The sequence below is a fragment of the Vibrio sp. MACH09 genome (assembly GCF_033238805.1).
Taxonomy (GTDB): Bacteria; Pseudomonadota; Gammaproteobacteria; order Enterobacterales; family Vibrionaceae; genus Vibrio.
On sequence record NZ_BSFZ01000001.1, the window covers coordinates 3023966 to 3049994 of the forward strand.

Sequence of the window (26029 nt, forward strand, 5' to 3'; positions counted from 1 at the left end):
AACAATTAATGACAAAACCCGCTTCTTTCTCACTGACTATAGAACGTCTATGGCAATTTAGTTTGCAGTATTACAGTGTCAAAGGAGTTAAAGAAGCGTGTTTATCACTACAGAATAAGCATCACGGTAACGTCAATTTGCTGCTTTCCCTTAAATGGTTAGATGAACAAGGCTTCACCTTTAAACAAACTGACTGGCAAACAGTGCAACACTGCCTGCACAGCACCGAAAACTTACTTCAGCAATATCGTGAAATGCGTAAAAAAGCCAAAGCGTATCTTCCTAGCTCTCTATATCGTGAATCGCTAGAATTTGAACTACTGCTAGAGAAACAGCAGCAATCAGATCTCGTCGATTGCATCAATGAACTTAATATTTATGCCATCAACACCAATGACAGCAGCTCTCTTTCTCTTACGCACGATTACTGTCAGCAACTTAATGCGGAATATCTCTACTCCGCTTTCACTCGGGTTGACTGATCTTTTTTATTTCTCCATCAACAGTGTGTCTCTGTTTTCGGTTGATAAACTACCAAATAAACACCACACACAATGCCGTTAGCGTCCCCATACATTGATTAAACCTTCTCATCGACTTTTCACCTGATAACCAGCGGCCAATAAGCGTTCCGAAGCCAACCCAAATCGAAGAGGTATGCAGTTGAGTTACCCAAAAAATAACCGCGATACATAGGATAGACCACCAATAATTTGCTCCTGTAAGGGAGAATGATCCGATGGCAGTGACCATCATCATCCACGCTTTTGGATTCAAATATTGAAAGAGCGCGGCTTGTAGACATGACATGGGCTTTGCTTGTATTGAGTCATCACTCGTTTTGCTATCCGCCATAGCAATTTTCCACGCAAGATAAAGTAAGTAAGCACTTCCTAGCCATTTCATTATCTCTTGTATGACAGGGTAAGTTTGGAACACCACTCCCAGACCAGAAGCCAGTAATATCACCATGCTCATGAGGCCTAAGCCAATACCAACAAAATGAGGAATGGTCTTTTTATAGCCAAAATTCGCACCAGAAGCCGTTAACATGACGTTATTGGGCCCTGGAGTTCCTGTCATCACAATGGCGAATAGGGCCACTGAGATAAAAAATTGCCATTCCATAAAGAGTTCTCCCTGAAAATTAAATTGTACCGATACAATTTACAAATATTTATTGATTTTTCTACATTACAGTTACAAAATGACCTTAACAATTGCCTAAATAAAGATCAAAGGATTTATTGTCACCATGACAATCATAGATATCACTCTTGTTGATAACGAGTCTTCGCCAAAATATAAGCAGATAGCCGATGCCATCGCCGACAAGATAGAGTCTGGCCAACTGACATCAAATGATAAGTTACCAACTCACCGCGCATTAGCAGATAGTATTGGCGTTACGGTAGGAACGGTGACAAGAGCTTATGCCGAGATAGAGCGTAGAGGTTTGGTTGAAGCACGAGTCGGCGCAGGAACATTTGTTGTTGATAAGCAGAAAGTCTATTGGGCATTTGACCAACAAGATGACAATGGCGAGTGCAATTTCGGATTTAATATCCCACCATTGCTTGATCGTAGTGACATGATCAAAAATGCTTTAGATGCAGTGACCAGTTCGCCACAAGCACTTAACCAGTTTATGTTGTACCAAAAACCGACCGGGATCGACTCCCATCGAGAGATAATTGCAGGCTGGCTAACGAGTAATGGTCTCAATATGAATAGCCAACAGATGCTCTTTACCTCTGGTGCTCAGCATGGGGTACAAATGGTGCTTGATGCCTTTACCAGAGCAGGTGACACCATACTAGTGGAAAAGCTGACCTACCCCGGACTCATTAGCTTAGCTCGACAAAAGCAGCTTTCTATCAAAGGCGTAGAAATGGATCAGGAGGGCATAACGCCGCAAGCCTTAGACTCAGCCTGCCGACAAAACCAAGCACGATTTATTTACCTTACTCCTACGCTGCAAAATCCGACTACCGCAATAATGTCTCTAGAACGACGAAAAGCGATTCTCGATGTATGCAAAAAACACAATTTAATCGTTCTCGAAGATGACGTTAACGGGCTATTGCCAATTGATAGACCCCCTGCTTTAGTTAATTTAGATCCGGAGCAAGTTATTCATATCGGAGCCGTCTCTAAATGTTTGGCTCCCGGTTTGAGAGTAGGATATTTGCACGCGCCAGCAAAACTCTACCAGCCATTAAGTATTGCATTACAAAACCACAGCTGGATGGTTAGTCCATTACTGACAGCACTTACTTGTGAGCTTGTTCAATCAAAACAGTATGATTTAATCGTCAATGAAATTCGCAAAGAGATGGCAGAGCGACTCGCATTAGCTCTTGAATACTTAAGCGAGTTTTCTCCGCGTTTTCAAACCAGTTGTTATCATATGTGGCTAACTTTACCAGAACAGTGGCGACTGACGGACTTTGTCACTCAAGCTAAACGCTGTGGGGTGATCGTAAAATCAGCAGAACTGTTCACTCCCCCTGCCGCTGCCATCGTTCCAGCAGTTCGGCTTGCGCTAAGTTCTCCAATAAATCAGCAGCAAATGAAAATAGGTCTTGTTAAACTACAAGAATTATTACAATCGCCACCGATTAGTGACTTCGATTTATGAGCCAATTTAACCCAGTTATCGGCCTGAGCAACCCTCATATACAGACGATATTGCCAAGATTTATTCGAAAAAAACCACTTTTTCAAGCTAAGTGGCAAAGTATAGAGACCGACGATGGTGACTTTTTAGATCTAGCGTGGAGCGAAGATTGGCAAAGCCAGCAAGCAAAGGATAAGCCTATTTTTGTTCTTTTCCATGGCTTAGAGGGTAGCTTTCATAGCCCTTACGCTAACGGCCTAATGAATGCATTTGCACAGTCTGGCTGGTTGTCGGTCATGATGCATTTCCGTGGCTGTAGCGGCAGGCCTAATAGGTTAGCAAGAGCTTACCACTCCGGAGAAGTTGAAGATGCGCGTTTTTTTCTCACTCATCTCAATACCCTATTCCCTCACCAGATTAAAGTAGCTACAGGCATTTCACTGGGCGGAAATATGTTGGTGAACTATCTCGCCAAATATCAGCATCAGCCCCTGCTTTCCGCGGCGACTGTCGTCTCTGCACCACTCGATCTAGCAGCATGCTCACAACGAATTGAACAGGGGTTCTCCAAGGTATATCGAAATTACCTACTCAGTTCGTTGAAAGCAAACGCCATTCAAAAACAGCACAAACTGCATCACGCCATTGGCATTACCACAAAAAACATCCAAGCAATAAAAACCTTGTATGATTTCGATGATAAACTTACTGCACCACTGCATGGTTTTAGCGATGCTAATGACTATTATCAACGCTGTTCTGGTATCAAGGAGCTCAACAATACGGCGATCCCCTTACAGGTAATTCACGCAAAAGACGACCCATTTATGACCGAGAAGGTCATTCCTGACTTCAAATTAAACAGTAATATTCATTACCGATTATGTCAGCATGGTGGTCATGTTGGATTTATGACCGGCACAATTAACAAACCAAGCTTTTGGTTGGAAGATTACCTGCCATACTATTATCAGCATTACTTACAAGAAGAGAGATCATGATTGTTCCATGGCAACAAATAGCTCCTGAAACATTGGAAAACTTAATCAAAGAGTTCGTCTTAAGAGAAGGAACGGACTACGGTACTGAAGAAGCGACGTTGGAAGATAAAATTCAGCAAGTACATCTTTTACTACAACAAGGTGAAGCCGTTGTGCTTTTCTCTGAACTTCACGAAAGTGTGGATATAAAACTAAAGCGTGAACTATGATTGTTTATTGTTCGACTTTAATGCCATAGACTAAAATAGAATCAGATCTTCATAACGACAAGGAATGTCATGTCAGCAAAACACCCAATTATCGCAGTAACAGGTTCTTCAGGAGCTGGTACTACAACCACATCTGAAGCTTTTCGTAAGATGTTCAGTATGATGGATATCAAACCAGCTTGGGTTGAAGGTGACAGCTTTCATCGCTTTACACGACCAGAAATGGATATAGAGATCCGCAAAGCCAGAGAGCAAGGTAAACACATCAGTTACTTTGGGGCTGAGGCGAATGACTTTCCAGCCTTAGAGAAATTTTTCAGAAAGTATGGTGACGAAGGTGTCGGTCAGGTTAGGCGCTATTTACACTCATTTGATGAGGCGGTCCCTTACAATCAAATGCCAGGCACCTTTACTCCATGGCAAGATCTACCAGAAAAGAGCAACGTATTGTTTTATGAAGGCCTACATGGGGGAGTGGTCGATGGTGACATTAACGTTTCTCAGCATGTTGATCTGCTCATCGGTATGGTGCCCATAGTTAACTTAGAATGGATTCAAAAATTTGTCCGAGACACTCGTGATAGAGGTCATTCACGCGAAGCCGTTACCGATTCCATCGTTCGCTCAATGGATGATTACTTAAATTACATCACACCTCAATTTTCCCGTACCCATATCAACTTTCAGCGCGTACCGACCGTTGATACCTCAAACCCATTAAACGCGAAAGGTATCCCTAGTCTTGATGAGAGTTTTGTGGTGATTCGATTGCGTGGAATGAAAAATGTCGACTTTCCATACCTGCTAGCAATGATTGATGGCTCATTTATGTCAAGGCATAACACCTTAGTTATCCCCGGAGGAAAGATGAGCTTTGCAATGGAACTAATCATTAGACCGATATTGCAACAGCTAATTGAAACCGGCAAAATCGGTTAATTATTGTACAAACTTTTAGTTTACTTTTAATACCGTGATCATGTGCACATTTTTGCGTAACATATCACAAATTCAGGGCGATCAAAATCAAGAAATCGTCTGCAAAAAAGGATACTATTCTTAACCGATAGATAAAGAAGTAGCTTGCAGCTTCGAATAATTAAACCTATGCTAACCGCAAAGTTTATTGACGAGGCAGCAAAGGAACGCTGCTGAACAGACCCTGCATAAAATAGTGAGATAATTATGGTTCTAGGTAAACCTCAAACCGATCCAACTTTAGAATGGTTTCTTTCACACTGTCATATTCATAAATATCCATCCAAAAGTACGCTGATTCACGCTGGTGAAAAAGCGGAAACTTTATATTACATAGTGAAAGGCTCCGTAGCTGTGCTTATCAAGGATGAAGAAGGAAAGGAGATGATTCTTTCTTACCTAAATCAAGGTGACTTCATCGGTGAACTAAGCTTATTTGCAGAAGAGCAAGATCGTACCGCTTGGGTACGTGCGAAATCCCCTTGCGAAGTTGCGGAAATTTCTTTTAAGAAATTCCGTCAGCTGATCCAAGTAAACCCAGACATTTTAATGCGTCTTTCTGCTCAAATGGCTAACCGTCTTCAGGTTACAAGCCAAAAAGTAGGTGACCTTGCATTCCTAGATGTAACAGGACGTATTGCGCAAACACTTTTAAACCTTGCCAAGCAACCTGATGCAATGACCCATCCAGACGGCATGCAAATTAAGATCACTCGTCAAGAGATTGGTCAAATTGTTGGCTGTTCTCGTGAAACAGTAGGTCGAATCCTGAAGATGCTAGAAGAGCAAAACCTAATTTCTGCGCATGGTAAAACTATTGTGGTTTACGGCACGCGCTAGATATTAATAATCTAAGCACAACACCAAAAACGCAGCATTATTGCTGCGTTTTTTTATGGCATCTCTTTCTCTCTGTATCCATCACAAATTTCTTTTCCATTTTTAATCACCAATCTAGATCCCTGCGAATAGATAGTTAGCAGCCAAAGCCTAACAGTAAACTCATTTTAGCTGATCTATTTGCAGTAACAATCTTCCCAGCATAAACCAGATACGACAGTCTAGACAGATTTAAAAACCATACAGGCTATTGATTTATAAAAATAATTACCTTTAGATCGACCATCAAATAACTTTATAATCAAATTATTTGATAATCAACAAACCTCATTTTTAGCAAAAAAGTAAACCATTATTCATAACAACGCAGCTGAGAAATCAGTATTCCCCGCATAAAAAAACCGAAGCCAAAGCTTCGGTTTTTTGTTCACAATATTACTGTCAGCGGTAAACCGCTATCAATAACTCTTGGCTTACATCATGCCTGGCATGCCGCCCATACCACCCATGCCGCCCATATCAGGCATTGCTGGAGCATCTTTAGCTGGCATATCAGAAACCATAGCTTCAGTCGTAATCATTAGACCTGCTACCGATGCAGCAAACTGAAGTGCACTACGAGTTACTTTTGTTGGGTCAAGGATACCCATTGCAATCATATCGCCGTATTCACCTGTTGCAGCGTTATAACCGTCGCTACCTTCACGTGCTTTAACATTGTTTGCAACTACTGACTCTTCGTCACCTGCGTTAGCAACGATTTGACGTAGTGGCGCTTCCATTGCACGTAGAGCAACGCGAATACCTACGTTTTGCTCTTCGTTTGCACCTTCAAGGCCAACAACTTTAGACGCTGCGCGGATAAGTGCAACACCACCACCGGCAACAACACCTTCTTCTACTGCTGCACGAGTTGCGTGTAGAGCATCTTCAACGCGATCTTTCTTCTCTTTCATCTCAACTTCAGTCGCAGCGCCTACTTTGATAACCGCAACACCACCAGCAAGTTTTGCAACACGCTCTTGTAGTTTTTCTTTATCGTAGTCAGATGTCGCTTCTTCAACTTGTTGACGAATTTGAGCAACACGGCCGTTGATCATCTCTTCTTCACCAAGACCATCAATGATAGTTGTGTTCTCTTTAGTGATTGTCACACGCTTAGCTTGACCTAGATCTTCAAGCGTTACTTTTTCAAGCTCAAGACCAATCTCTTCAGAGATAACCGTACCAGAAGTTAGTACCGCGATATCTTGTAGCATTGCTTTACGACGGTCACCAAAACCAGGGGCTTTAACAGCCGCTGCTTTCACGATGCCACGCATGTTGTTCACCACCAATGTAGCTAGAGCTTCACCTTCAACATCTTCGGCAATAATTAGAAGAGGACGAGACGCTTTTGCCACTGCTTCCAGAGTAGGAAGAAGTTCACGAATGTTAGAAACTTTCTTATCAATAAGTAGAATAAATGGGCTTTCAAGTTCTACCGCACCAGCTTCTTGATTAGTGATGAAGTATGGCGATAGGTAACCACGGTCAAACTGCATACCTTCAACAACGTCTAGTTCATCATGAAGAGCTTGGCCTTCTTCAACAGTGATAACACCGTCACGACCTACTTTTTCCATCGCTTCTGCAATGATGTTACCCACAGTCTCATCAGAGTTAGCAGAGATAGTACCTACTTGAGCAATAGCTTTAGTATCAGTACAAGGAACAGATAGTGTTTTAAGCTCTTCAACAGCAGCGATTACCGCTTTGTCGATACCGCGCTTAAGATCCATTGGGTTCATGCCCGCTGCAACGGCTTTAAGGCCTTCAGCAATAATGGATTGTGCAAGTACTGTTGCAGTCGTTGTTCCGTCACCAGCAGCATCATTAGCTTGTGAAGCAACTTCTTTAACCATTTGTGCACCCATGTTTTGAAACTTGTCTTCAAGTTCAATTTCACGAGCAACAGAAACACCATCTTTAGTAATGGTTGGAGCACCAAATGATTTATCTAGAACAACATTACGTCCTTTAGGACCTAGCGTTACTTTTACAGCATCGGCAAGAACATTAACGCCTTCAAGCATTTTTACTCGTGCGTCATTACCAAATTTTACATCTTTAGCAGCCATTTTGATTTCCTTTCCTAAAATCTATTTTTACTTTAATTTGTCGTTTAAGAGTGAATGTCTTAACGCTTACTTCTATTCAACGATAGCCATGATGTCATTTTCAGACATAACAAGAACTTCTTTACCATCAATCTTTTCAGTTTTCGTACCGTAACCTTCAGCAAAGATAACTACGTCACCCACTTTAACGTCTAGTGGCATAACAGAGCCGTTTTCTAGAATACGACCTTTGCCAACAGCAACTACCGTACCGCGAGTGGATTTTTCAGCTGCAGAGCCAGTTAACACGATGCCACCAGCAGATTTAGATTCAACTTCTTGGCGCTCAACGATTACACGGTCATGTAAAGGACGAATATTCATCTGTATTCTCTCCTGATATTGTTTATTTAATGAAAGTGCTGATTAATCAGCTTGTGACAGAGATGTGGGGGCGCAAATATATTTACCAAGGGCAGAGCCGCTTTTTTTTTGTGAAAGGAATCTCCTTTTTTGCCTTATCTTATCGATTGACTGCATTGCCTAAGTAAAAGCAGTGGTTCAGAATAAAAACATCTCTATCAGGCGAAGATAAATATGGCTTGTAATATCTGTAATGGTAATCATTGGTTCTGGCAAAAAATAGGCCGCTGCAAGCGATGTATGGATCAGCTCACTACTCTGTCGGTATTATGTTGGGTGGTGTGGTGGTTTACCTGCAAAGAGAACCCTAGTAGCGTGGAATCTATAGCTCTAATCTTTGCGGGTTTCGCTTTTAATGGTTTGTTGTTTTTGCATTTGTGGTTCCGTTTCGTCATCTTTCCGATGCGAAAACGAAATAAGAAGTGAGCCATTAACGGCTCACTTCTGTCGGTGCTTAATAAATAGATTTCTCTACTTCGCCAAGCTCAACGCTTCATTCATCACATGGTAAATGTAATTTTGTTCGATGACACCTTGGAATAAATAGGCTTGCGGGCCTCGAGCAAAAATTGCAACATCTTCACCAGAGTGAGTTTCAGATGACAACTTAATTAAAGATTGCTGCTTGTAATCCAATTGAGTCACCTGCTGCTGAGTCAAATCTGTACGAGCTCCATCCACTGCACCGGGTCCGTTTCCATAGGTTAACGTAGTGTATTTTTTACCTTGCTTATCGACACTGTACTTACCTTTAGACTTAGATAATCCCAAAATATTGTTACCACGCTGAGAATAACCGTTCATAACTAAAGTGTGAGCATGGTCTGCCGTAGCAATGATTAAGGTATCATCTAAGTTAGTGTTCTCTAGTGCCACTTTAATTGCGTCATCAAAAGCAATGGTATCCGCAAGTGCTCGCTTAGCGTTACCGTCATGGTGAGCATGATCAATCCTTCCGGCTTCCACCATCAACACATAACCTTCTTTATTCTTTGATAAGATCTCAATAGCTTTTGCGGTCATTTCAGCTAGAGAAGGTTCACCGTCACGTCGATCTTCTTCGTACTTCATATGACTACTTTCAAACAGACCCAATACGCGAGAGGTATCGCTACCTAATTGGTCAAACTGAGCTTTGTTGTAGACATACTGGCCTTCCGGATAACGAGACTGCCAATCAGCAATAAGGTTTTTGCCATCTTTACGTTTGCCCTTTTTACCTTCAGGATCAATCATATCGTTTGGAATGAACTCGCGTCGTCCTCCGCCCAATGCAACCTGAATGCCATCACCCTTATCAAACTGGATAAACTGGCTGGCAATATCTTGGCAGCCCTGATTTTTAGCAATATTTGGCACATCATGTTCCCAGTTACGATCAGCGCTATGAGCGTAGGTAACCGCAGGAGTAGCATGAGTTAATCTTGCCGTAGAAACAACACCCACAGACATTCCGCGCTCGGCGGCCATTTCCCATGCGCTGGTCGCTTCATTACCTAATGCCGTGTTACAGAAGCCACGTTGAACATTATCATTCACATTCAGCGTACCCGCTTTAGTTTTTACACCAGTCACCATTGCAGAGGCTGTACCAGCAGAGTCAGGAATCTGCATATCCGTATTGTAGGTTTTCACCAAAGCGGCATGAGGGAGGCTTTCCATAGACAAATTATACTCTTCACCCATCATCCCTCGACGTTGACCTTCAAAGATACGCGCCGCCGTTATGGTGCCGACACTTAAACCATCGCCAATAAACAGAATGACATTCTTAGCAGGTTTATCGATGGCTTTTGTCGCTTTGGCTTTTTCAATATCGCTCTCGGCTTGGCTATACCAAGCATCATTTTTTTGCGGTACTTCAACAGAATGGCTGCTACCTGTACCACTATTACTGCATGCAGATAGTGACAATACAATGCCACCCATAACAAGGGACAAATGACTTCCTTTCACTGATATTCTCCAAATTAATTATGTTGTTATGAACAGCAGAGAGACTAGATGGGGAATGATGAATTTAAATATCAGTTTCATTAAAGTTCGTTGAATAATTTATGAAGCAGAGATGACGAGAAAGAAATTGAAACGGTAAAGTCACAGATAGGCCAGAAAGAAAAAAGCCCCTAAACCAATATTGGTTAGGGGCCTTCTTAGATTCATCTAAGAAAAAGCAGTGGTACTAATTAAGACCGCCTTCCTTAGAAAATGTTCCCAAAAAGATCATCAAATTTTAATAAAATTTAAGCATTTACTAATGTACTTAAAAATCAATTAATTACGCAACACTTGAACGAGCAATTAAACGATCCGATAGTTCGATCTCCACCGCCACTTCATCGCATGCGTGGATCCTTGGGCACTGTTCACAATCTTTTAGTACTTTTTCTGGTAACAAACTCTTTGATGTCGCAATAAAGTTCTGGCGAATGAAAAACTCTGGCGTTCGCGTTAATACAAACACTTTTTCGATCGCCATCTGCTTGGCTTTTTCAATCACATATTGAACGATGGTCGCACCGTGATCGTGCCATCCTGCTTCAATACTCAATGAGCGTATCTCAGCCAAACCCGAATCATACACGTACAAGGATGCACAACCGATAACCGTACCCTGATGTTCTAGAACCGCGAACGAACCAATGCTTCTATTTAGTTCACTACGAGAGATGGGTAAATTCTCACCAATACTTGCACCGTAAGTCACCATGCTCTCTAGTACATCAATATCCGTTAAACGTGCGCCCCTTACTTTAACACCGGAGGTATCGCGCTTACTTAATCGTTGCTGAGCCTGAGATACCGCATATTGAACTTGTTTTGGTGATACCCCGCCCAAGGCAGAACGTTTCTCAAGACAAGACTCAATGGTTAAAATGCTATAAACATCTTGTTCGATGCTAGCAGAAAATGCTTGTAACTCTTCAAGAGTCAGCTCTTCTAATGCACAACCTTTCTCTATCGCTCCAACTACCGCCACTCCAACAATATGGTGCGCTTCACGGAATGGAATGCCTTTCGCGACAAGGTAATCTGCTAATTCGGTAGCATTGGCATAGCCTTGTTTAGCCGCTTCCAAGGTACGCTCTTTATTAACATTCAAACCTTCAAAGCAGAGTACCGCCATTTCAATGCAGTCGTTCCATGTATCTAGTGCATCAAATAAGCCTTCTTTATCCTCTTGCATATCTTTGTTATACGCTAAAGGTAACGCTTTAACCGTCATCATCATCGCTGACATTGCACCGTATACTCGACCACATTTACCACGGATCAACTCAAGTGCATCAGGGTTTTTCTTTTGTGGCATCAGAGATGAACCTGATGTCACCGTATCTGCCAGCTCAATAAAGTTGGACTCACCTGAGTTATAAAAAATCATATCTTCAGCCAGACGAGACAAGTGCAACATAGAAATTGAAGCAATGGACATTAACTCCATGACATGGTCGCGATCCGATACAGAATCTAAACTGTTACGGGTTGCTCGGTGAAAGCCCAAATCTTTAGCCAGCTCTTCACGATCCATTGGATATGCGGTTCCCGCTAATGCACCTGAACCCAAAGGACAGGTATCAAGACGATGAATAGCATCACCTAAACGAGAGTGGTCACGTTCAAACATCTCGACATAGGCTAAACACCAGTGAGCAAAAGTCACGGGTTGAGCGCGTTGCAAATGCGTATATCCGGGCAGTACTGTATCTTGATGCATTGCCGCCACTTCAACCAAGTGGTTTTGTAATCGGTCTAACGCAATAAGAAGTTGTTGCCCCTGTTGACGACACCAAAGTTTTAAATCTGTGGCGACTTGGTCATTACGAGAACGGCCAGTATGGAGCTTTTTACCTAAGTCCCCTACTTTTCCAATTAGCTTCTGTTCAACCCAGCTATGAATATCTTCGGCATCCGACTGTAAAATCTGACGAGGATCTTGCTGCACTTCACCATGAAGTTCATTAAGCGCAGACTCTAATGTCTGCTGCTCTTGCTCAGACAGTACATTGACTGACAATAATGCTTTTGACCACGCAATCGAGCCAACAATGTCTTGCTCAGCCAATCGGTAATCAAAGCGCAATGAATCATTGAATTCTTTAAACCGAGTATCTGCTGCTTGGGTAAATCTTCCGCCCCATAATGCCATTGTTTATCTCCTGCTCGCTTTCCGCGTGTTCTTTAATTATGTCTTTTATCTGATAGACGCCGTGCCTATAGGCACGGCGGCCAATACTGAATGGTTACTTTTGAGTGTTTAGAGTACGAATTCGACTAGCTAACGAGTAAAGACGGATAAATCCAGCGGCATGACTTTGGTCATACACATCATCTTCACCAAATGTTGCAAAACGCTCACAGTATAAACTGTTATTAGAACGTTTTTGAGTCGCTGTTGCATGACCTTTATAAAGCTTAATCACCACCTCACCGTTAACATCTTGCGCCAGTTCTTCTGTTGCAGCAAGAATAGACTTACACAAAGGCGTAAACCAACGGCCATCATAAATTAGGTGTGCGGCTTTGATTCCAAGTTCTTCACGGAACTCATAAGAGCTTTTATCCAAAACAAGCTGCTCTACAGAACGCAACGCTTCCATCATTATGGTGCCACCGGGAGTTTCGTAACAACCACGAGATTTCATCCCTACTAGACGGTTTTCAACGATATCAATACGACCAATACCGTGTTTCGCACCTTTTTCATTTAGGTACATTAAAGTGTTGTATGGTGTCATTGCTTCACCATCCACTTCTACAATTTCACCTTTCTCTACTTTAATAGAGACATACTCCGCTTCATTTGGCGCTTGCTCAGGACTGTTTGTCCATGCCCAACAATCGTCATTAGGAGCATTCCATGTCTCTTCAAGTACGCCACCCTCAGTGGAGATGTGCCAAGCATTGGCATCACGCGAATAAATTTTAGTTAAAGAAGCAGAACAAGGAATATTACGCTCAGCCAGATAGTCTAAACACTCTTCACGGCTGACTAAGTCCCACTCACGCCAAGGAGCAATAACATGCAAATCAGGGGCAAGCGCTGCGAAAGCACTCTCAAAACGTACCTGATCATTTCCTTTACCTGTACAACCATGAGCTAGCGCATCTGCATTCACTTTACGAGCACATTCCACTTGCGCTTTGGCAATAATTGGACGCGCCATAGAGGTACCAAGAAGGTATTTACCTTCGTACACGGCACCGGTTTTCAATGATGGGTAGATATAATCCGCCACCATCTGCTCTTTTAAATCCGCGATATACACTTCAGATGCACCAGAAGCGATAGCTTTCTCTTCGACACCTTCAAGTTCTTCATCACCTTGGCCAACATCGGCAACAAAAGCGACAACTTCACAATCATAATTCTCTTTAAGCCACGGAATGATTACTGATGTATCTAGACCGCCGGAATAGGCTACGACTACTTTATTTACTTTAACTTGACTCATTTTTCTCTCCTAATCCCGTTACTGCACTGGCGGTCAGTTACTCGGGTTATAAATCCATTTATCTATTTAATATCCAATTTGCTTATACAAATCTGTTTACTGAGGTAAGAACTGGGTACCAATGCTCTTACCTGAAAATAATTCGGTTAATTTTTCAGGGTAGCGCCATGTTGCCACTTCAATCGGCCTACCTAGTTCATTGGCCGCCTGTAAAGCAGCCTGAACTTTCACTATCATGCCGTCTGTAATCACTTTCCCTTGAATCAAGCTATCTGCTTCGCTTTGGCTTAAGTTAGCAAGTAAGTGGCCTTTTCCATCCAATACACCGCTAACATCAGATAGCAGCACTAACTCTGCATCCAAAGAGCCAGCAACGGCTACCGCTGCTTGATCGGCATTTACGTTCATCATCTGGCCCTTATCAGTCAAACCGATAGAGCTGATGATAGGCACTGAACCTAGGTTCAAAATAGCCTGAACCATGGCAGAATTTCCGGGTGTTGCTTTACCCACTGCACCGAGCTCTTCATCAAGTTGCTCAACCTTACATAGGCCGCCGTCAGCTAGGCATAAACCAACCGCGTTCAAACCGTTTTTTATCGCTTCGCCTTGTAATAACTTATTGGCGGTTCCTGCCAGCGCTCCCGCGATTTCTGGAATTTGCTCATAAGGTGTAACACGTAGGCCATTTTTCTTTACGGTATCCAGTTGTAGCTTCTTCATCAGCTCATCAACCAAATATCCACCACCATGTACAATCACTAGGTCGCGCTCGGCTTGTCGTTGGTACTCTTTAATGGCGTGAAAAAGCTTTCCAAGGGTGTCCGTGCTCGAAAGTGCAGCGCCGCCCAACTTAATCACTAATGGTTTTAGTTTTTTGGTCATTTTCATTCTCACAAAAGTGAAGTAAGCGGCATAAAGCCGTTACGAAGGTTTAAACACTGCATCGCATGACTCGATGCACCCTTTAAAAGATTGTCTATTGCTGATACTACGATGATGTGCTCACCTTGGACCTTCCAGCCGATGTCGCAATAAGGTGTGTTCTCTACATCTTGTATCGCAGGTAATTGTTGATATTTCACCCGAACAGCAGGTTGATTCTTATAGGCTTTATCGAAAGCATTATTAACGTCAGCTTCCGACACCCCATTGGCCAACTTCATTGTAATCGTGGCCAAAATGCCTCTTTTGAAATTACCAAGGTGGGGAGTAAATATGACATCACAACCAAGGTGATTGGCTATCTCAGGTTGATGACGATGGGTAAACAGTCCGTATGGTTGTAAACTCACTTCGCAAAAACTGTTTACCATGCTGGCTTTACGGCCTGCGCCTGACACGCCACTAACTGCATTGATGACAGGCCACTGGTTTAGATCGAGAAAATTCATTTCAACAAGTGGTTTGATGGCCAGTTGGGACGCAGTGGGATAGCAACCGGCAACAGCGATAAGATCAGACTGCTTGATCTGCTCTTCATTCCACTCAGCTAATCCATAAACCGCTTTATCCAACAAATCTGAATGTTTATGCTCAAAACCGTAATAGTCTTGATAAAAATCACTGTGATTCACACGATAGGCACCCGATAGATCAAATACCTGACACCCTTCCGCCAAGAAGACCGGGGCAAGATCATGGCTCACTTCATGTGCAGTAGCTAAGAAAACCACATCAGACGATTTAGCAACAGAATGAACATCAGTAAGTGCTTTGACAGGCATATCCACAACGCCAGCAAGCTTATTGTGTAAGCTCCCGACAGATTTATCTGCGTCTATACTATTGGCGGAAACATACAAACCTGTTAGCTTGAGCTCAGGGTGTTTTGTTACTAAAAGAGCGAGTTCTGCTCCTGTATAACCGCTAGCGCCGATAATTGTGGTTTTTAACATCTCATAACACTCATAAAATTAGAAAAATAAGCAAAGTCTAAAATGACTATTAATACCTAAAAAGTATCATTATCCGGTTTTTTATTCATAAATAATGATTTAATATGCTTTGTATCGTCTTATCGGTTATCTGTCAATAGGGGAAGTGAAGATAATATGAAAATACCTAAGTTTACTGATGTCTATAGAGGGCTCATTTCTACCTCATCAATTAGCTCTACAGACCCTAGCTGGGATGAAGGAAACAGCAAAGTTATCGAACTTTTAGCCAATTGGCTTAAGGACTTAGATTTCGATGTTGAAGTAGAAAAGGTGGCAAAAGGCAAATTTAACTTACTTGCTAAACGAGGAAGCGGTGATGGCGGGCTACTTTTAGCAGGCCATACTGACACTGTTCCATTTGATCAAGGACGTTGGAATTTTGATCCTCATGCTCTCACCGAATCAAATAACCGCTTTTATGGGTTAGGCACTGCAGATATGAAGGGCTTTTTTGCTTTTATTATTGAAGCTGTAAAAAAAGTGGATTGGAAAACGCAAACAAAACCTGTTTATATTCTTGCCACCTGTGATGAGGAGACCACCATGCTAGGTGCTCGTCATTTTACAGAGCAGACAACAATACAACCGGACTACTGCATTATTGGTGAGCCAACTAGCTTGGTACCAATTCGCGGACATAAAGGGCACGTCGCCAATGCGATTCGGGTAACAGGCAAATCAGGCCACTCCTCAGATCCTTCCCTTGGCGTCAATGCTATTGAGATCATGCATGAGATACTGTTTTCGTTAATGCAGCTTAGAGATAAGCTAGTGAAAGAGTACCATCATCCAGGGTTTGCTATTCCATCCCCCACTCTTAATCTTGGTCATATTCATGGCGGAGATAGCGCTAACCGCATCTGTGGCTGTTGTGAACTTCATTATGATGTTCGACCGTTACCGGGAATTAGCCTAGATGGTTTGGATAATATGTTACGAGGTGCGTTAAAAGAGTTAGAAAGCAAATGGCCAGATAGAATCACCATTACTCCGCTTCATGAGCCTATTCCCGGCTATGAGTGCTCAGACAGCCCATTAATAACCGGAATGGAGAACATATGCGGAGTTGACTCAGAAACCGTCAACTACTGTACGGAAGCTCCATTTTTACAGCAGCTCTGTCCCACTCTTGTTCTCGGTCCTGGCTCAATAGATCAAGCCCACCAGCCTGATGAGTTTTTAGCTTTTGAGTATATTGAACCAACAACCAATATCCTCGCAAAAGCGATTAGGCAGTACTGTTTTTAACCTTGATCATCTGAAACTGTAATAATATCACTGCTTTTCTCCATATCTCACAAGTGATTCTGAAATTTTATTTCAGAATCACTTTATGAAAACGATTAACAAATGACCATAATCAAATAAAGTGAATTAAAACCATTATGAGATGCGCTTTATTTGACTCAGTAGGCAGAAATTAGCTAGATTGTTTAGATATCAAGGACAAGACACTGTAATTTAATTACCAGGCAGGAATAGAATGAACGAACAATACTCTGCTTTAAAAGGCAATGTGCGTATGTTGGGCCAACTACTTGGCACAACCATTAAAAATGCACATGGCGATGAGATGCTGCAACAAGTTGAGCGTATTCGCCAACTCTCTAAGTCAGCAGAACGCGATAATGACACCCAAGCACGAGATGCTTTAATCAAAGAGATTTCAGCATTAACAGACGAACAGCTAAACCCTGTTGCCCGTGCGTTTAATCAGTTCCTCAACCTAACTAATATCGCTGAGCAATATCACACCATTTCAAGACATTGCGACGCCAATGTTTGTGAACCAGACGCGATCAACTCGCTGTTTTCTAAGCTGACTGAAAATAAAATCAGCAAACTGGATGCCGCCCAGTCAATAAAAGATCTGAATATTGAACTGGTACTGACTGCTCATCCGACGGAAATTGCCCGTCGTACCATGATCAATAAGCTGGTGAAGATAAATCGCTGTTTATCTCAATTGGAGCTTACTGATCTATCCAGTAAAGAGCGTCGTAATAATGAACGTCGTTTAGAACAGTTGATTGCTCAATCTTGGCATTCAGATGATATGAGAAAGCAACGCCCTTCTCCATTAGATGAAGCTAAATGGGGTTTTGCCGTGGTAGAAAACTCACTATGGCAAGCGGTGCCTGACTTTCTAAGAGAGTTAAACCACAAAGTCACTGAATATTTAGGTGAAGGACTCCCTATTGATGCGCGTCCGGTGCACTTTTCATCATGGATGGGAGGCGATCGCGACGGTAACCCGTTTGTAACCCACACCATCACTCACGAAGTATTGCATTTATCTCGTTGGAAAGCGGCGGATCTCTACCTTAATGACATTCAAGAGTTAGTCAGTGAACTGTCGATGATCGACTGCACCGATGAACTGCGTGAACTTGCTGGTGATGCTCACGAACCTTATAGAGCAATTTTAAAAGAGATTCGAACTCAGCTAATCGACACACTAGAAGTGTTAGATGCCAAGATCAACGGCACTGAAGTTCCAAACAAAGCGATTATTACTCACATAGATCAGCTTTGGGTTCCTCTCTACGCGTGTTACCAATCGCTACATCAGTGCGGAATGGGCGTCATTGCTGATGGCTCACTGTTAGATACACTTCGCAGAGTTAAAGCATTTGGCATCCACCTTGTTCGCTTAGATATTCGACAAGAAAGTACTCGCCACTCAGACGTATTATCAGAGCTCACTCGATACTTGGGTATTGGCGACTACAACCAGTGGAGCGAGAACGACAAGATATCCTTCCTTGTTAATGAACTAAGCTCAAAACGTCCACTTTTACCTCGTGACTGGCAGCCTTCAGAACCGGTTCAGGAGGTTTTGGACACCTGTAGGACGATTGCAGGTCAATCTCGCGATGCATTTGGTTCATATGTCATATCCATGGCAAAAACAGCCTCTGATGTATTAGCGGTCCATCTGCTATTACGAGAGTCTGGTTGTCAGTTCCGCATGGATGTTTGCCCACTGTTTGAAACCTTAGATGATCTCAATCACTCAGAAACCGTGATTAAGCAGCTACTCAGTATCGATTGGTATCGTGGCTTTATTCAGGGTCATCAAATGGTGATGATTGGTTACTCTGACTCAGCTAAAGACGCCGGCGTTATGTCTGCTGGTTGGGCGCAGTACAGTGCGATGGACGCATTAGTTGAAGTGTGCGAACAAGAAGGTATTGAACTCACTCTTTTCCACGGCCGTGGAGGAACAATAGGTCGAGGAGGTGCGCCAGCACATGCCGCACTACTGTCTCAACCACCGAAGAGCTTAAAAGGTGGCCTTCGCGTTACTGAGCAAGGAGAAATGATTCGCTTCAAACTTGGTTTACCTGATGTCGCCGTAAATAGCTTTAACCTCTACGCCAGTGCAATACTTGAAGCAAATTTACTACCACCACCTCAGCCAAAGCAGGAATGGCGTGACCTGATGGACGTGCTGTCAGAAGTCTCTTGTGAGTCATACCGAAAAGTAGTACGAGGAGAACCGGACTTTGTTCCTTACTTCCGAGCAACCACCCCGGAGCAAGAACTCGGCAAACTACCACTTGGCTCTCGTCCATCAAAACGAAACCCAAATGGTGGGGTAGAGAGCTTAAGAGCGATTCCATGGATCTTCTCTTGGAGTCAAAACCGCTTAGTTCTGCCAGCTTGGCTTGGTGCCGGTGAATCCATTCAGTACTCTATCGATAAAGGGCATCAAAACCTATTGGAAGAGATGTGTCGTGAATGGCCATTTTTCTCTACCCGCTTAGGTATGCTAGAGATGGTTTACTCGAAATCCAATATTGAGATTTCTCGTTATTATGATCAGAGATTAACTGACAAGTCATTGTGGCGCTTAGGCGATCAATTAAGAGCGCAGCTACAAAGTGATATTAAAACGGTATTGAATGTCGAGAACAACGAGAACTTAATGCAAAGTAACCCTTGGGGACTTGAGTCTATTCGCCTTCGTAATATCTATGTACTGCCGATGAACATTCTGCAAGCAGAGCTATTATATAGAACTCGTCAAACAGAGAACCCATCACCGGAACTCGAAGAAGCACTAATGGTAACCATTGCAGGCATTGCCGCTGGCATGCGTAATACCGGTTAAGCTGAATCGATAACCGTTAAACGGGCAAAGCTAAATAATCTGTTTTTTAGCTTTGCCCTCTCCAACAATACCCACCAGTGTGACTCGATAAATAGACGTTCACAGTGGCAACTCTTGCCTTATTCAAAACAGAAATTTCTCTTATTGAGAGGTTTGTCAGCTTTTCAAGCAAAATGCGCTCACCGAATATTCCTTGGTGCATATTTAATGGTATGCTTATGCCCCTCTGTGCCGCCATATATACTATACTAAATTCATAAAGGCACAGATTAGAAAGAGATTCACTCTTTCAATTCCTAGGTGATTAACGGCAAATGTGAAGGTGATATGACCATTCAAGTTAATTTGAGTGGACTAGTTTAAACTGCAATTATATTCGTGACATAGAAGCACAAACGCAGTTAAACAATAAATTTACAATTTACTTTTTAATTGGATTTAAGACATGTCATTACCACACGTAATCTTAACCGTTCTAAGCACTCGTGATGCTACCGGATACGACATAACAAAAGAGTTTTCATATAGCATCGGATACTTCTGGCGAGCAAGCCACCAGCAAGTATATAGAGAGCTAAATAAAATGGCTCAAAATGCACTCGTCACATGTGTACTTCAACCTCAAGAAGGAAAACCAGATCGTAAGGTTTATTCCATTACTGATGAAGGTCGAAAAGCATTAGGCGAATGGTTTGAGCAGCCAACAATTCAACCCACTGTTCGAGATGAGTTTAGTGCTAAATTAATGGCTTGTGCTATTGAACCAAGCGCGACATTCGAAGAACAAGTATCAGCATTGATTGAAGAATCAAAGCAGTTAATCAAGCACTATAACGAGATTGAAGCTGAGCAATATGCAAACCCTGCTAGCTTAGATAAGTCTGCTCGTTTGGAAAGATTAACACTTCGTCGTAACCTATTTATGCGTGAAGCATGGGTGAGTTGGGCGGAAGAGGTTCAAGCTGAACTTAAAAGCATGAGCTAAAAAGCATGAACTAATGCGGTTCTACTAGCAATCAAGGCTCATAAGTCATGCTTACGAGCCTTGATTACTCTTTTTCACAATAAGCTAAAACCATCATTGTTCGAATAATGGGTAGCTTACCCTACTATTATACGGTCGGTCTTACCCCAAGGGTATGACATAATGCGTAAGTCATCTCAGCTCGATTCAAAGTATAAAAGTGGAAATCTTTTACCCCTTCCCGGCTCAAAATTCTTACCATATCTATCGCCTGACTAGCCCCCAACAATTGACGAGTGGTAGGATCTTCATCTAAGCCTTCAAACTGTTGTGCCATCCATCCCGGAATTTTTACATTGTTCATTTTGGCAAAGCGCGAAGCTTGCTGAAAATTCGATACTGGCAAAATACCCGGTACTATTTCAACATCAATTCCTGCCGAGACGCAGCGATCACGAAATCTTAGGTAACTTTCAACATCAAAGAAAAACTGCGTGATAGCACGATTCGCTCCGGCATCCACTTTACGCTTTAAATTAAGTAAATCTGATTGCGCACTTTTCGCTTCTGGGTGCACCTCTGGAAAAGCAGCCACTGAAATATCAAAATCGTGTTGCTCTTTAAGTAACTCAACCAAATTAGACGCATACATTTCTGGAACACCACCACCAGCCGGAATATCACCACGTAGTGCAACAATGTTTTTAATCCCATTTTGCCAATAGTCATTCGCAATGGTAATCAACTCATCACGACTCGCATCAATACAGGTTAAATGCGGTGCGGCAACAAGACCTGTCTGGTCTTTGATCTCTTTTATGATGGAGTGTGTTCTGTCTCGTTCACCAGAATTTGCACCATAAGTAACCGAAACAAATTTAGGCTGTAATTTTTTAAGGCGATGAACTGAGTTCCACAGCGTCTCTTCCATCTTTTCGCTGCTTGGCGGAAAAAATTCAAACGAGACATTAATATCACCTAACTCAGCAATATTTTGATTTAATGCATCTAGGTGGCTGGCGTGTGTATAACTCATGGCTTGCTCCCTGCCCTTAAAATAAGAAATTCGCTAATTTCATTCGACGTTTAGACGTCCATATGTCTGTAGAATGAATTGAATTGTGATCAATGTCAACATGTAAATAACAACAAATCGACAGATTGAGGCGACCAGCCTTTCAAAAAAGAAATGCTGGCCTCAGATGTTAGACATCCATATTGATTAAAATAAACTCGACAAGCGATTAATATCCGATTGAATAGCACCAGCGGTTACTGCTCGTCCTGCTCCTGGCCCTCGAATGACTAAAGGGTTGTCTTTATACCAGTGACTCTCAATAGCAAAAATATTGTCACATGGCAGCAAGTTGGCAAGGGCGTGATCTCGATTAAGGGCTTCAATGCCAACAGATGCTTGACCATTCTTCTCCAGCCTAGCCACATAACGCAGCACTTTATCTTCACGCTGCGCTTTGGCTAACCGTTTAGCCAAAATATCACTCAATAGCTCACTCTGGTCAAAAAACTCATCAATAGTCAGATCGTTCAGCTCTTCAGGAACCAAGCTTTCAACTTTGACATTCTCAGGTTCAATACTTAACCCTGACTCTCTGGTTAAAATAACCAACTTCCTCATCACATCAGAGCCATCCAGATCCGTTCGAGGGTCAGGTTCAGTTAAGCCTTGTTGCCACGCTAATTCCATTAACTCATGAAACGCTATCGAACCATCAAACTGCTGAAATAACCAAGAGAGTGTCCCAGAGAAAATACCCGACAGAGCAACGATATTGTCTCCACTTTCACGCAAATCCCGCACGGTATGATTTACCGGTAATCCTGCACCTACCGTAGCATTATATAACCAGTGGCGACCTGTTTTTTGAAAGGCATTCTGAGTTTTATAATAAAACTCGCTAGAAGAAGAGCCTGCTACTTTATTAGCAGAAATCAGGTGTAATCCTTTTTCTGCAATATCTGGATACTTATGAGCAATCTGATGACTTGCCGTCACATCAAGAACAATCACTTCATCATACTCTTGCTGATGCGAGAGCTTCTCTATCCAATCATGCCCATCATGTTCTATTGCCTCGTCTTGGTACTGATTAAGTGCGGCATGAACATCAAGTCCTTCTAGGTTCATAAAGTAGCGCTGACTAGTGACAACCGCGATCAAATCAAAACTCATACCGCGACGTTTTTCCAGCTCTTCTTTCTGCTTAGCAAACAACTCTAACCAGCTAGAACCTATATTACCTTTGCCACACAACACTAAGCCGACTCTCTTCTGTGCTTGGAAAAGCTGTCGATGGATCCCTTGCACCAATTGAGAGCTGTCGACCTTTCTCAATACAGCCACCACACTTAATCCTGATTCGGCTTGGCAAATAAATTCCACCGGACAATTTTTAAGTTGCTGATAAAAACCGTGACTGTGAATCGGGTTACCCGTTACGCCAGCACCCACTGCCCCGACCATGCTGTAGCCTTCTCTTAGACGAATCTCTCCCTCTATTGCCGCGTCTTGAAGAAACGCCAATGCACCACCTACAAGCTCGGAGGTATAGGCTAGCAATATCTCCCCTTGATCAGGCTGAATATCAAACGCTAAAGGTTGCAGTTGTGCTCTCTGTAAGCTGCTTAAGATCTCGCCCTGCGCTCGATCAAAGTCGTGCGCATGACCAATATTAAGTTCAATCAATAACACTTCGTCTAATGACGTGATGATTTTTGCGCCACGGCCAGAGGCAAGTACACGTTCGATTCTTGTTGAGCCTGCTTCAGGTTGATAGCTGCATCTTAGGTCAAGATCCATAGCGCTCTGTGCCACAGGTTGTAATGTCCGGCTATGCAATACAGGAGCCGCAAGCCGAGCAAGTTCACTCGCTTCATCTAACCTTAACAAAGGCAACAAACAGGCATCTTTCACTTTACGCGGATCAGCACTGTACACACCGGCGACATCACTCCAAATCGTCACTCTGCAAACATCAGCAAGTGCACCGATAATGGTGGCGGAATAATCCGAACCGTTTCGTCCCAACAGTACCGTTTCGCCTGACGCGCTCTGCGCCATAAAACCAGTAATAACCAACTTATGATGAGAATGCTGTGCTAACGTCTCAACCAGCAAAGGTCTAGAGCGTTTTCTATCCACTTCAGGTTGCGTGCCTTTTTCTGCACGCAGAAACAGCCTTGAGTCCAACGCGATAGCAGGTTGTTGCTTCTGGTTAAGCAGTGCAGTTAACAGTCGAGCTGACCATATTTCACCATGACCAAGAACATTCGCGACTTGTCCGTCCGACAGTGGTGCCATAAGTTCACCAATCGCAGAGACTTCGCTATTTAATTGTTGTAAAAGAGGCACGCAATCATCCATTAACTCCTCAATCAATTGCGATTGAAACTGCCGCAAGTCCATCAACAACTCATGGGCTAATCGGCCATCTTTATTAAGGGCAGCTAACCACTCTAATAGTTTATTGGTGGTGTCTCCCGCTGCAGACACCACGATTAAATCCTCTTCCGTTGAGTACTCTGATAGTAAAGTCACAACGCGTCGGTAACATTCGGGATCCGCTAGACTACTGCCACCAAACTTGTGCAACTGACGTACTTGGCTCATCTAAGCTTCTCCCTCAACTACAGCGAATGCATGCTGTAAATCGGCAATAAGATCTTGGCTATCTTCAAGGCCGATAGATAATCTCAACAGTTGCTGGGAAATTCCCGCCTCTTGTAACGCTTGCTCTCCCATTGCTCGGTGGGTCATTGAAGCTGGGTGACAAATCAAGCTTTCGACACCGCCCAACGACTCTGCAAGAGAGAATAGTGTCAACTCATTAACAAAAGTTTTTAACTGATCGTCTGTACCGGAATACTCAAAGCTCAGCATGGAACCAAAGCCACTCTGCTGTTTTTTCGCAATATCATGGCCCGGATGATCTGGCAGACTAGGATGGTATATTTTTGCGACTTGTTTTTGAGTTTGCAAAAATTCCAGCACCTTTTGAGCGCCCTCTTCATGAAGCCTCATTCTGGCACCAAGAGTTCGTATTCCCCTTAGTGTCATGTAACTGTCGAATGGAGTCCCCGTCGCACCTATGCAGTTTCCCCACCACGCGAGCTCTTCAGCATGTTGTTCACTTTTCGTGATCACGACACCACCAATAACATCGGAGTGGCCATTGATATACTTGGTCGTTGAGTGAACAACAAAGTCAGCGCCTAGTTCTAATGGCTTTTGGTATATCGGTGTCAAAAAGGTATTGTCCACTGCCACTAGCGCTCCAACCTTACGCGCTTTTTCACATATTTCTGCAATATCAACAACCCGAACCAGTGGATTAGACGGCGTCTCTAATAAAATTAATTTAGGCGATTTTTCTAATGCAGCATCAAGCTGTGTACTATCTGATTGATCGATAAACTCAACGTTAAAATCCCCTTTATTCGCTCGTGTATTGAACAACCTATGCGTACCACCATAGCAATCATGTGGTGCAACGATGAGATCATTTGGCCCTAAGTAAGCGGACACAAGCAAGTTTAGAGCAGATGTTCCGCAGTTAGTGACCACGGCCCCTACACCCGATTCCAGCTCGTAAAGAGCCTGCTCTAGCAGACTTCGATTTGGATTTCCGGAGCGGGTATAGTCATACTTAGGAACATCGCCAAAATGAGGAAAACTATAATTAGTAGATAGATAGATAGGAGGAACAACTGCTTGGTGTTGCGTGTCAGATTCTATTCCAGTGCGAACAGCAATTGTTGCTGGCTTCCGTTTAGTCATAAGATGGTTTTCCTTTCCATATATCTTTACTGAGTGCGTCAATTAACGCGTAATGTAAACTATAGTTTATTTGTTGCTACTGAGCTTATCTGTTATTACGCCATTTGTTATCATGAGGCTTATTATTAAGCACTTTACTTGCCATTAGCTAGGACGTCAATACCTCTAGACGTCTATATGTCTTTGCTTATGGCAGTAAATCCAGCTAAAATCGACAGTTATAATTATTATCTAGTATTTCATATTTAAAGGTGCGCAATGGCAGACTGGAATGGTGACTACATTAGTCCTTATGCAGAACATGGAAAAAAAAGTGAACAAGTTAAGAAAATCACGGTATCTATTCCATTAAAAGTATTAAAAGTATTGACGGACGAACGTACACGACGCCAAGTAAATAACTTGCGACATGCCACCAATAGCGAACTATTATGTGAAGCTTTTCTACACGCTTATACTGGGCAACCTTTGCCAACAGATGAAGATTTAAGAAAAGACAGACCGGATGATATTCCAACAGAAGCCAAAGCAATGATGACCGCCATGGGCATTGAGTTTGAAGCCTTCGATGAAGAATAATTAATAAAATG

22 protein-coding genes are annotated in these 26029 nt (G+C 42.7%); 11 read left to right on the forward strand and 11 right to left on the reverse strand.

Going from position 1 to position 26029, the window contains the following annotated elements; genetic code table 11:
• Positions 1 to 8: 8 nt before the first annotated feature.
• Entirely contained in the window at positions 9 to 482 is a 474-nt protein-coding gene (locus tag CHJ_RS13605) for a TIGR02444 family protein (RefSeq protein WP_317917922.1), read from the forward strand.
• Positions 483 to 531: 49 nt separating this feature from the next.
• Here the strand turns inward: CHJ_RS13605 and CHJ_RS13610 are convergent, their stop codons facing one another.
• Positions 532 to 1128: a LysE family translocator gene (locus CHJ_RS13610; RefSeq protein WP_171752734.1), complete on the reverse strand. Its 597-nt coding sequence runs from the start codon at positions 1126 to 1128 to the stop codon at positions 532 to 534.
• Positions 1129 to 1255: 127 nt separating this feature from the next.
• Here CHJ_RS13610 and CHJ_RS13615 point away from each other — a divergent pair, with 127 nt between their 5' ends.
• From CHJ_RS13615 to crp, 5 genes are all read left to right on the forward strand, one after another.
• A complete protein-coding gene (locus tag CHJ_RS13615; RefSeq protein WP_171752735.1) occupies positions 1256 to 2641 on the forward strand; it encodes a PLP-dependent aminotransferase family protein in 1386 nt (461 codons plus the stop codon).
• Positions 2638 to 3621 (forward strand): hydrolase, encoded by a 984-nt coding sequence (locus tag CHJ_RS13620; protein WP_317917923.1) that lies wholly within the window; start codon positions 2638 to 2640, stop codon positions 3619 to 3621. Before CHJ_RS13615 ends, CHJ_RS13620 begins: the two co-directional genes overlap by 4 nt.
• Positions 3618 to 3830 carry a YheU family protein gene (locus CHJ_RS13625; RefSeq protein ID WP_171752737.1) on the forward strand — a complete coding sequence of 71 codons (213 nt, stop codon included), beginning with the start codon at positions 3618 to 3620 and terminating at the stop codon, positions 3828 to 3830. The genes CHJ_RS13620 and CHJ_RS13625 overlap by 4 nt, the downstream gene beginning before the upstream one ends.
• Positions 3831 to 3899: 69 nt before the next feature.
• The gene (locus CHJ_RS13630; RefSeq protein WP_317917924.1) at positions 3900 to 4769 is read left to right on the forward strand and encodes a phosphoribulokinase; all 870 of its coding nucleotides are present in this window, start codon (positions 3900 to 3902) and stop codon (positions 4767 to 4769) included.
• A gap of 246 nt (positions 4770 to 5015) precedes the next feature.
• Positions 5016 to 5648, forward strand: coding sequence for a cAMP-activated global transcriptional regulator CRP (gene crp, locus CHJ_RS13635; RefSeq protein WP_171752739.1), 633 nt, complete (start codon positions 5016 to 5018; stop codon positions 5646 to 5648).
• A gap of 473 nt (positions 5649 to 6121) precedes the next feature.
• Here the strand turns inward: crp and groL are convergent, their stop codons facing one another.
• Positions 6122 to 7768, reverse strand: coding sequence for a chaperonin GroEL (gene groL, locus CHJ_RS13640; protein ID WP_171752740.1), 1647 nt, complete (start codon positions 7766 to 7768; stop codon positions 6122 to 6124).
• A 72-nt stretch (positions 7769 to 7840) separates the two neighbouring features.
• Positions 7841 to 8131, reverse strand: coding sequence for a co-chaperone GroES (locus CHJ_RS13645; RefSeq protein ID WP_171752741.1), 291 nt, complete (start codon positions 8129 to 8131; stop codon positions 7841 to 7843).
• A gap of 213 nt (positions 8132 to 8344) precedes the next feature.
• Between CHJ_RS13645 and CHJ_RS13650 the strand changes: the two genes are divergently transcribed.
• Entirely contained in the window at positions 8345 to 8596 is a 252-nt protein-coding gene (locus tag CHJ_RS13650) for a DUF3624 domain-containing protein (protein WP_171752742.1), read from the forward strand.
• Positions 8597 to 8641: 45 nt separating this feature from the next.
• Here CHJ_RS13650 and CHJ_RS13655 read toward each other — a convergent pair whose 3' ends face one another.
• The 5 genes from CHJ_RS13655 to argC form a co-directional block, all read right to left on the reverse strand.
• Complete coding sequence (locus CHJ_RS13655) at positions 8642 to 10126, reverse strand: alkaline phosphatase (RefSeq protein ID WP_317917925.1); 1485 nt, start codon at positions 10124 to 10126, stop codon at positions 8642 to 8644.
• 322 nt (positions 10127 to 10448) lie between these two features.
• A complete protein-coding gene (argH, locus tag CHJ_RS13660; protein WP_317917926.1) occupies positions 10449 to 12317 on the reverse strand; it encodes an argininosuccinate lyase in 1869 nt (622 codons plus the stop codon).
• A 94-nt stretch (positions 12318 to 12411) separates the two neighbouring features.
• Positions 12412 to 13623: an argininosuccinate synthase gene (locus CHJ_RS13665; RefSeq protein WP_171752744.1), complete on the reverse strand. Its 1212-nt coding sequence runs from the start codon at positions 13621 to 13623 to the stop codon at positions 12412 to 12414.
• Positions 13624 to 13719: 96 nt separating this feature from the next.
• Positions 13720 to 14508 (reverse strand): acetylglutamate kinase, encoded by a 789-nt coding sequence (gene argB / locus CHJ_RS13670; RefSeq protein WP_171752745.1) that lies wholly within the window; start codon positions 14506 to 14508, stop codon positions 13720 to 13722.
• An 8-nt stretch (positions 14509 to 14516) separates the two neighbouring features.
• Positions 14517 to 15521 (reverse strand): N-acetyl-gamma-glutamyl-phosphate reductase, encoded by a 1005-nt coding sequence (argC, locus tag CHJ_RS13675; RefSeq protein WP_317917927.1) that lies wholly within the window; start codon positions 15519 to 15521, stop codon positions 14517 to 14519.
• Positions 15522 to 15677: 156 nt separating this feature from the next.
• Here argC and argE point away from each other — a divergent pair, with 156 nt between their 5' ends.
• From argE to CHJ_RS13690, 3 genes are all read left to right on the forward strand, one after another.
• Positions 15678 to 16811, forward strand: a complete 1134-nt coding sequence (gene argE / locus CHJ_RS13680) for an acetylornithine deacetylase (protein ID WP_171752747.1) — start codon at positions 15678 to 15680, stop codon at positions 16809 to 16811.
• Between the two features lie 235 nt (positions 16812 to 17046).
• A complete protein-coding gene (gene ppc / locus CHJ_RS13685) occupies positions 17047 to 19680 on the forward strand; it encodes a phosphoenolpyruvate carboxylase (protein WP_171752748.1) in 2634 nt (877 codons plus the stop codon).
• Between the two features lie 445 nt (positions 19681 to 20125).
• Positions 20126 to 20665 (forward strand): PadR family transcriptional regulator, encoded by a 540-nt coding sequence (locus tag CHJ_RS13690; protein ID WP_171752749.1) that lies wholly within the window; start codon positions 20126 to 20128, stop codon positions 20663 to 20665.
• A 127-nt stretch (positions 20666 to 20792) separates the two neighbouring features.
• Here the strand turns inward: CHJ_RS13690 and metF are convergent, their stop codons facing one another.
• The 3 genes from metF to CHJ_RS13705 form a co-directional block, all read right to left on the reverse strand.
• Positions 20793 to 21680 (reverse strand): methylenetetrahydrofolate reductase, encoded by an 888-nt coding sequence (gene metF / locus CHJ_RS13695; RefSeq protein WP_171752750.1) that lies wholly within the window; start codon positions 21678 to 21680, stop codon positions 20793 to 20795.
• A 186-nt stretch (positions 21681 to 21866) separates the two neighbouring features.
• Positions 21867 to 24272, reverse strand: coding sequence for a bifunctional aspartate kinase/homoserine dehydrogenase II (locus tag CHJ_RS13700; protein WP_317917928.1), 2406 nt, complete (start codon positions 24270 to 24272; stop codon positions 21867 to 21869).
• A complete protein-coding gene (locus tag CHJ_RS13705; protein WP_317917929.1) occupies positions 24273 to 25439 on the reverse strand; it encodes an O-succinylhomoserine (thiol)-lyase in 1167 nt (388 codons plus the stop codon).
• 258 nt (positions 25440 to 25697) lie between these two features.
• Between CHJ_RS13705 and metJ the strand changes: the two genes are divergently transcribed.
• Positions 25698 to 26018 (forward strand): met regulon transcriptional regulator MetJ, encoded by a 321-nt coding sequence (gene metJ / locus CHJ_RS13710; RefSeq protein WP_171752753.1) that lies wholly within the window; start codon positions 25698 to 25700, stop codon positions 26016 to 26018.
• Positions 26019 to 26029: the final 11 nt, after the last annotated feature.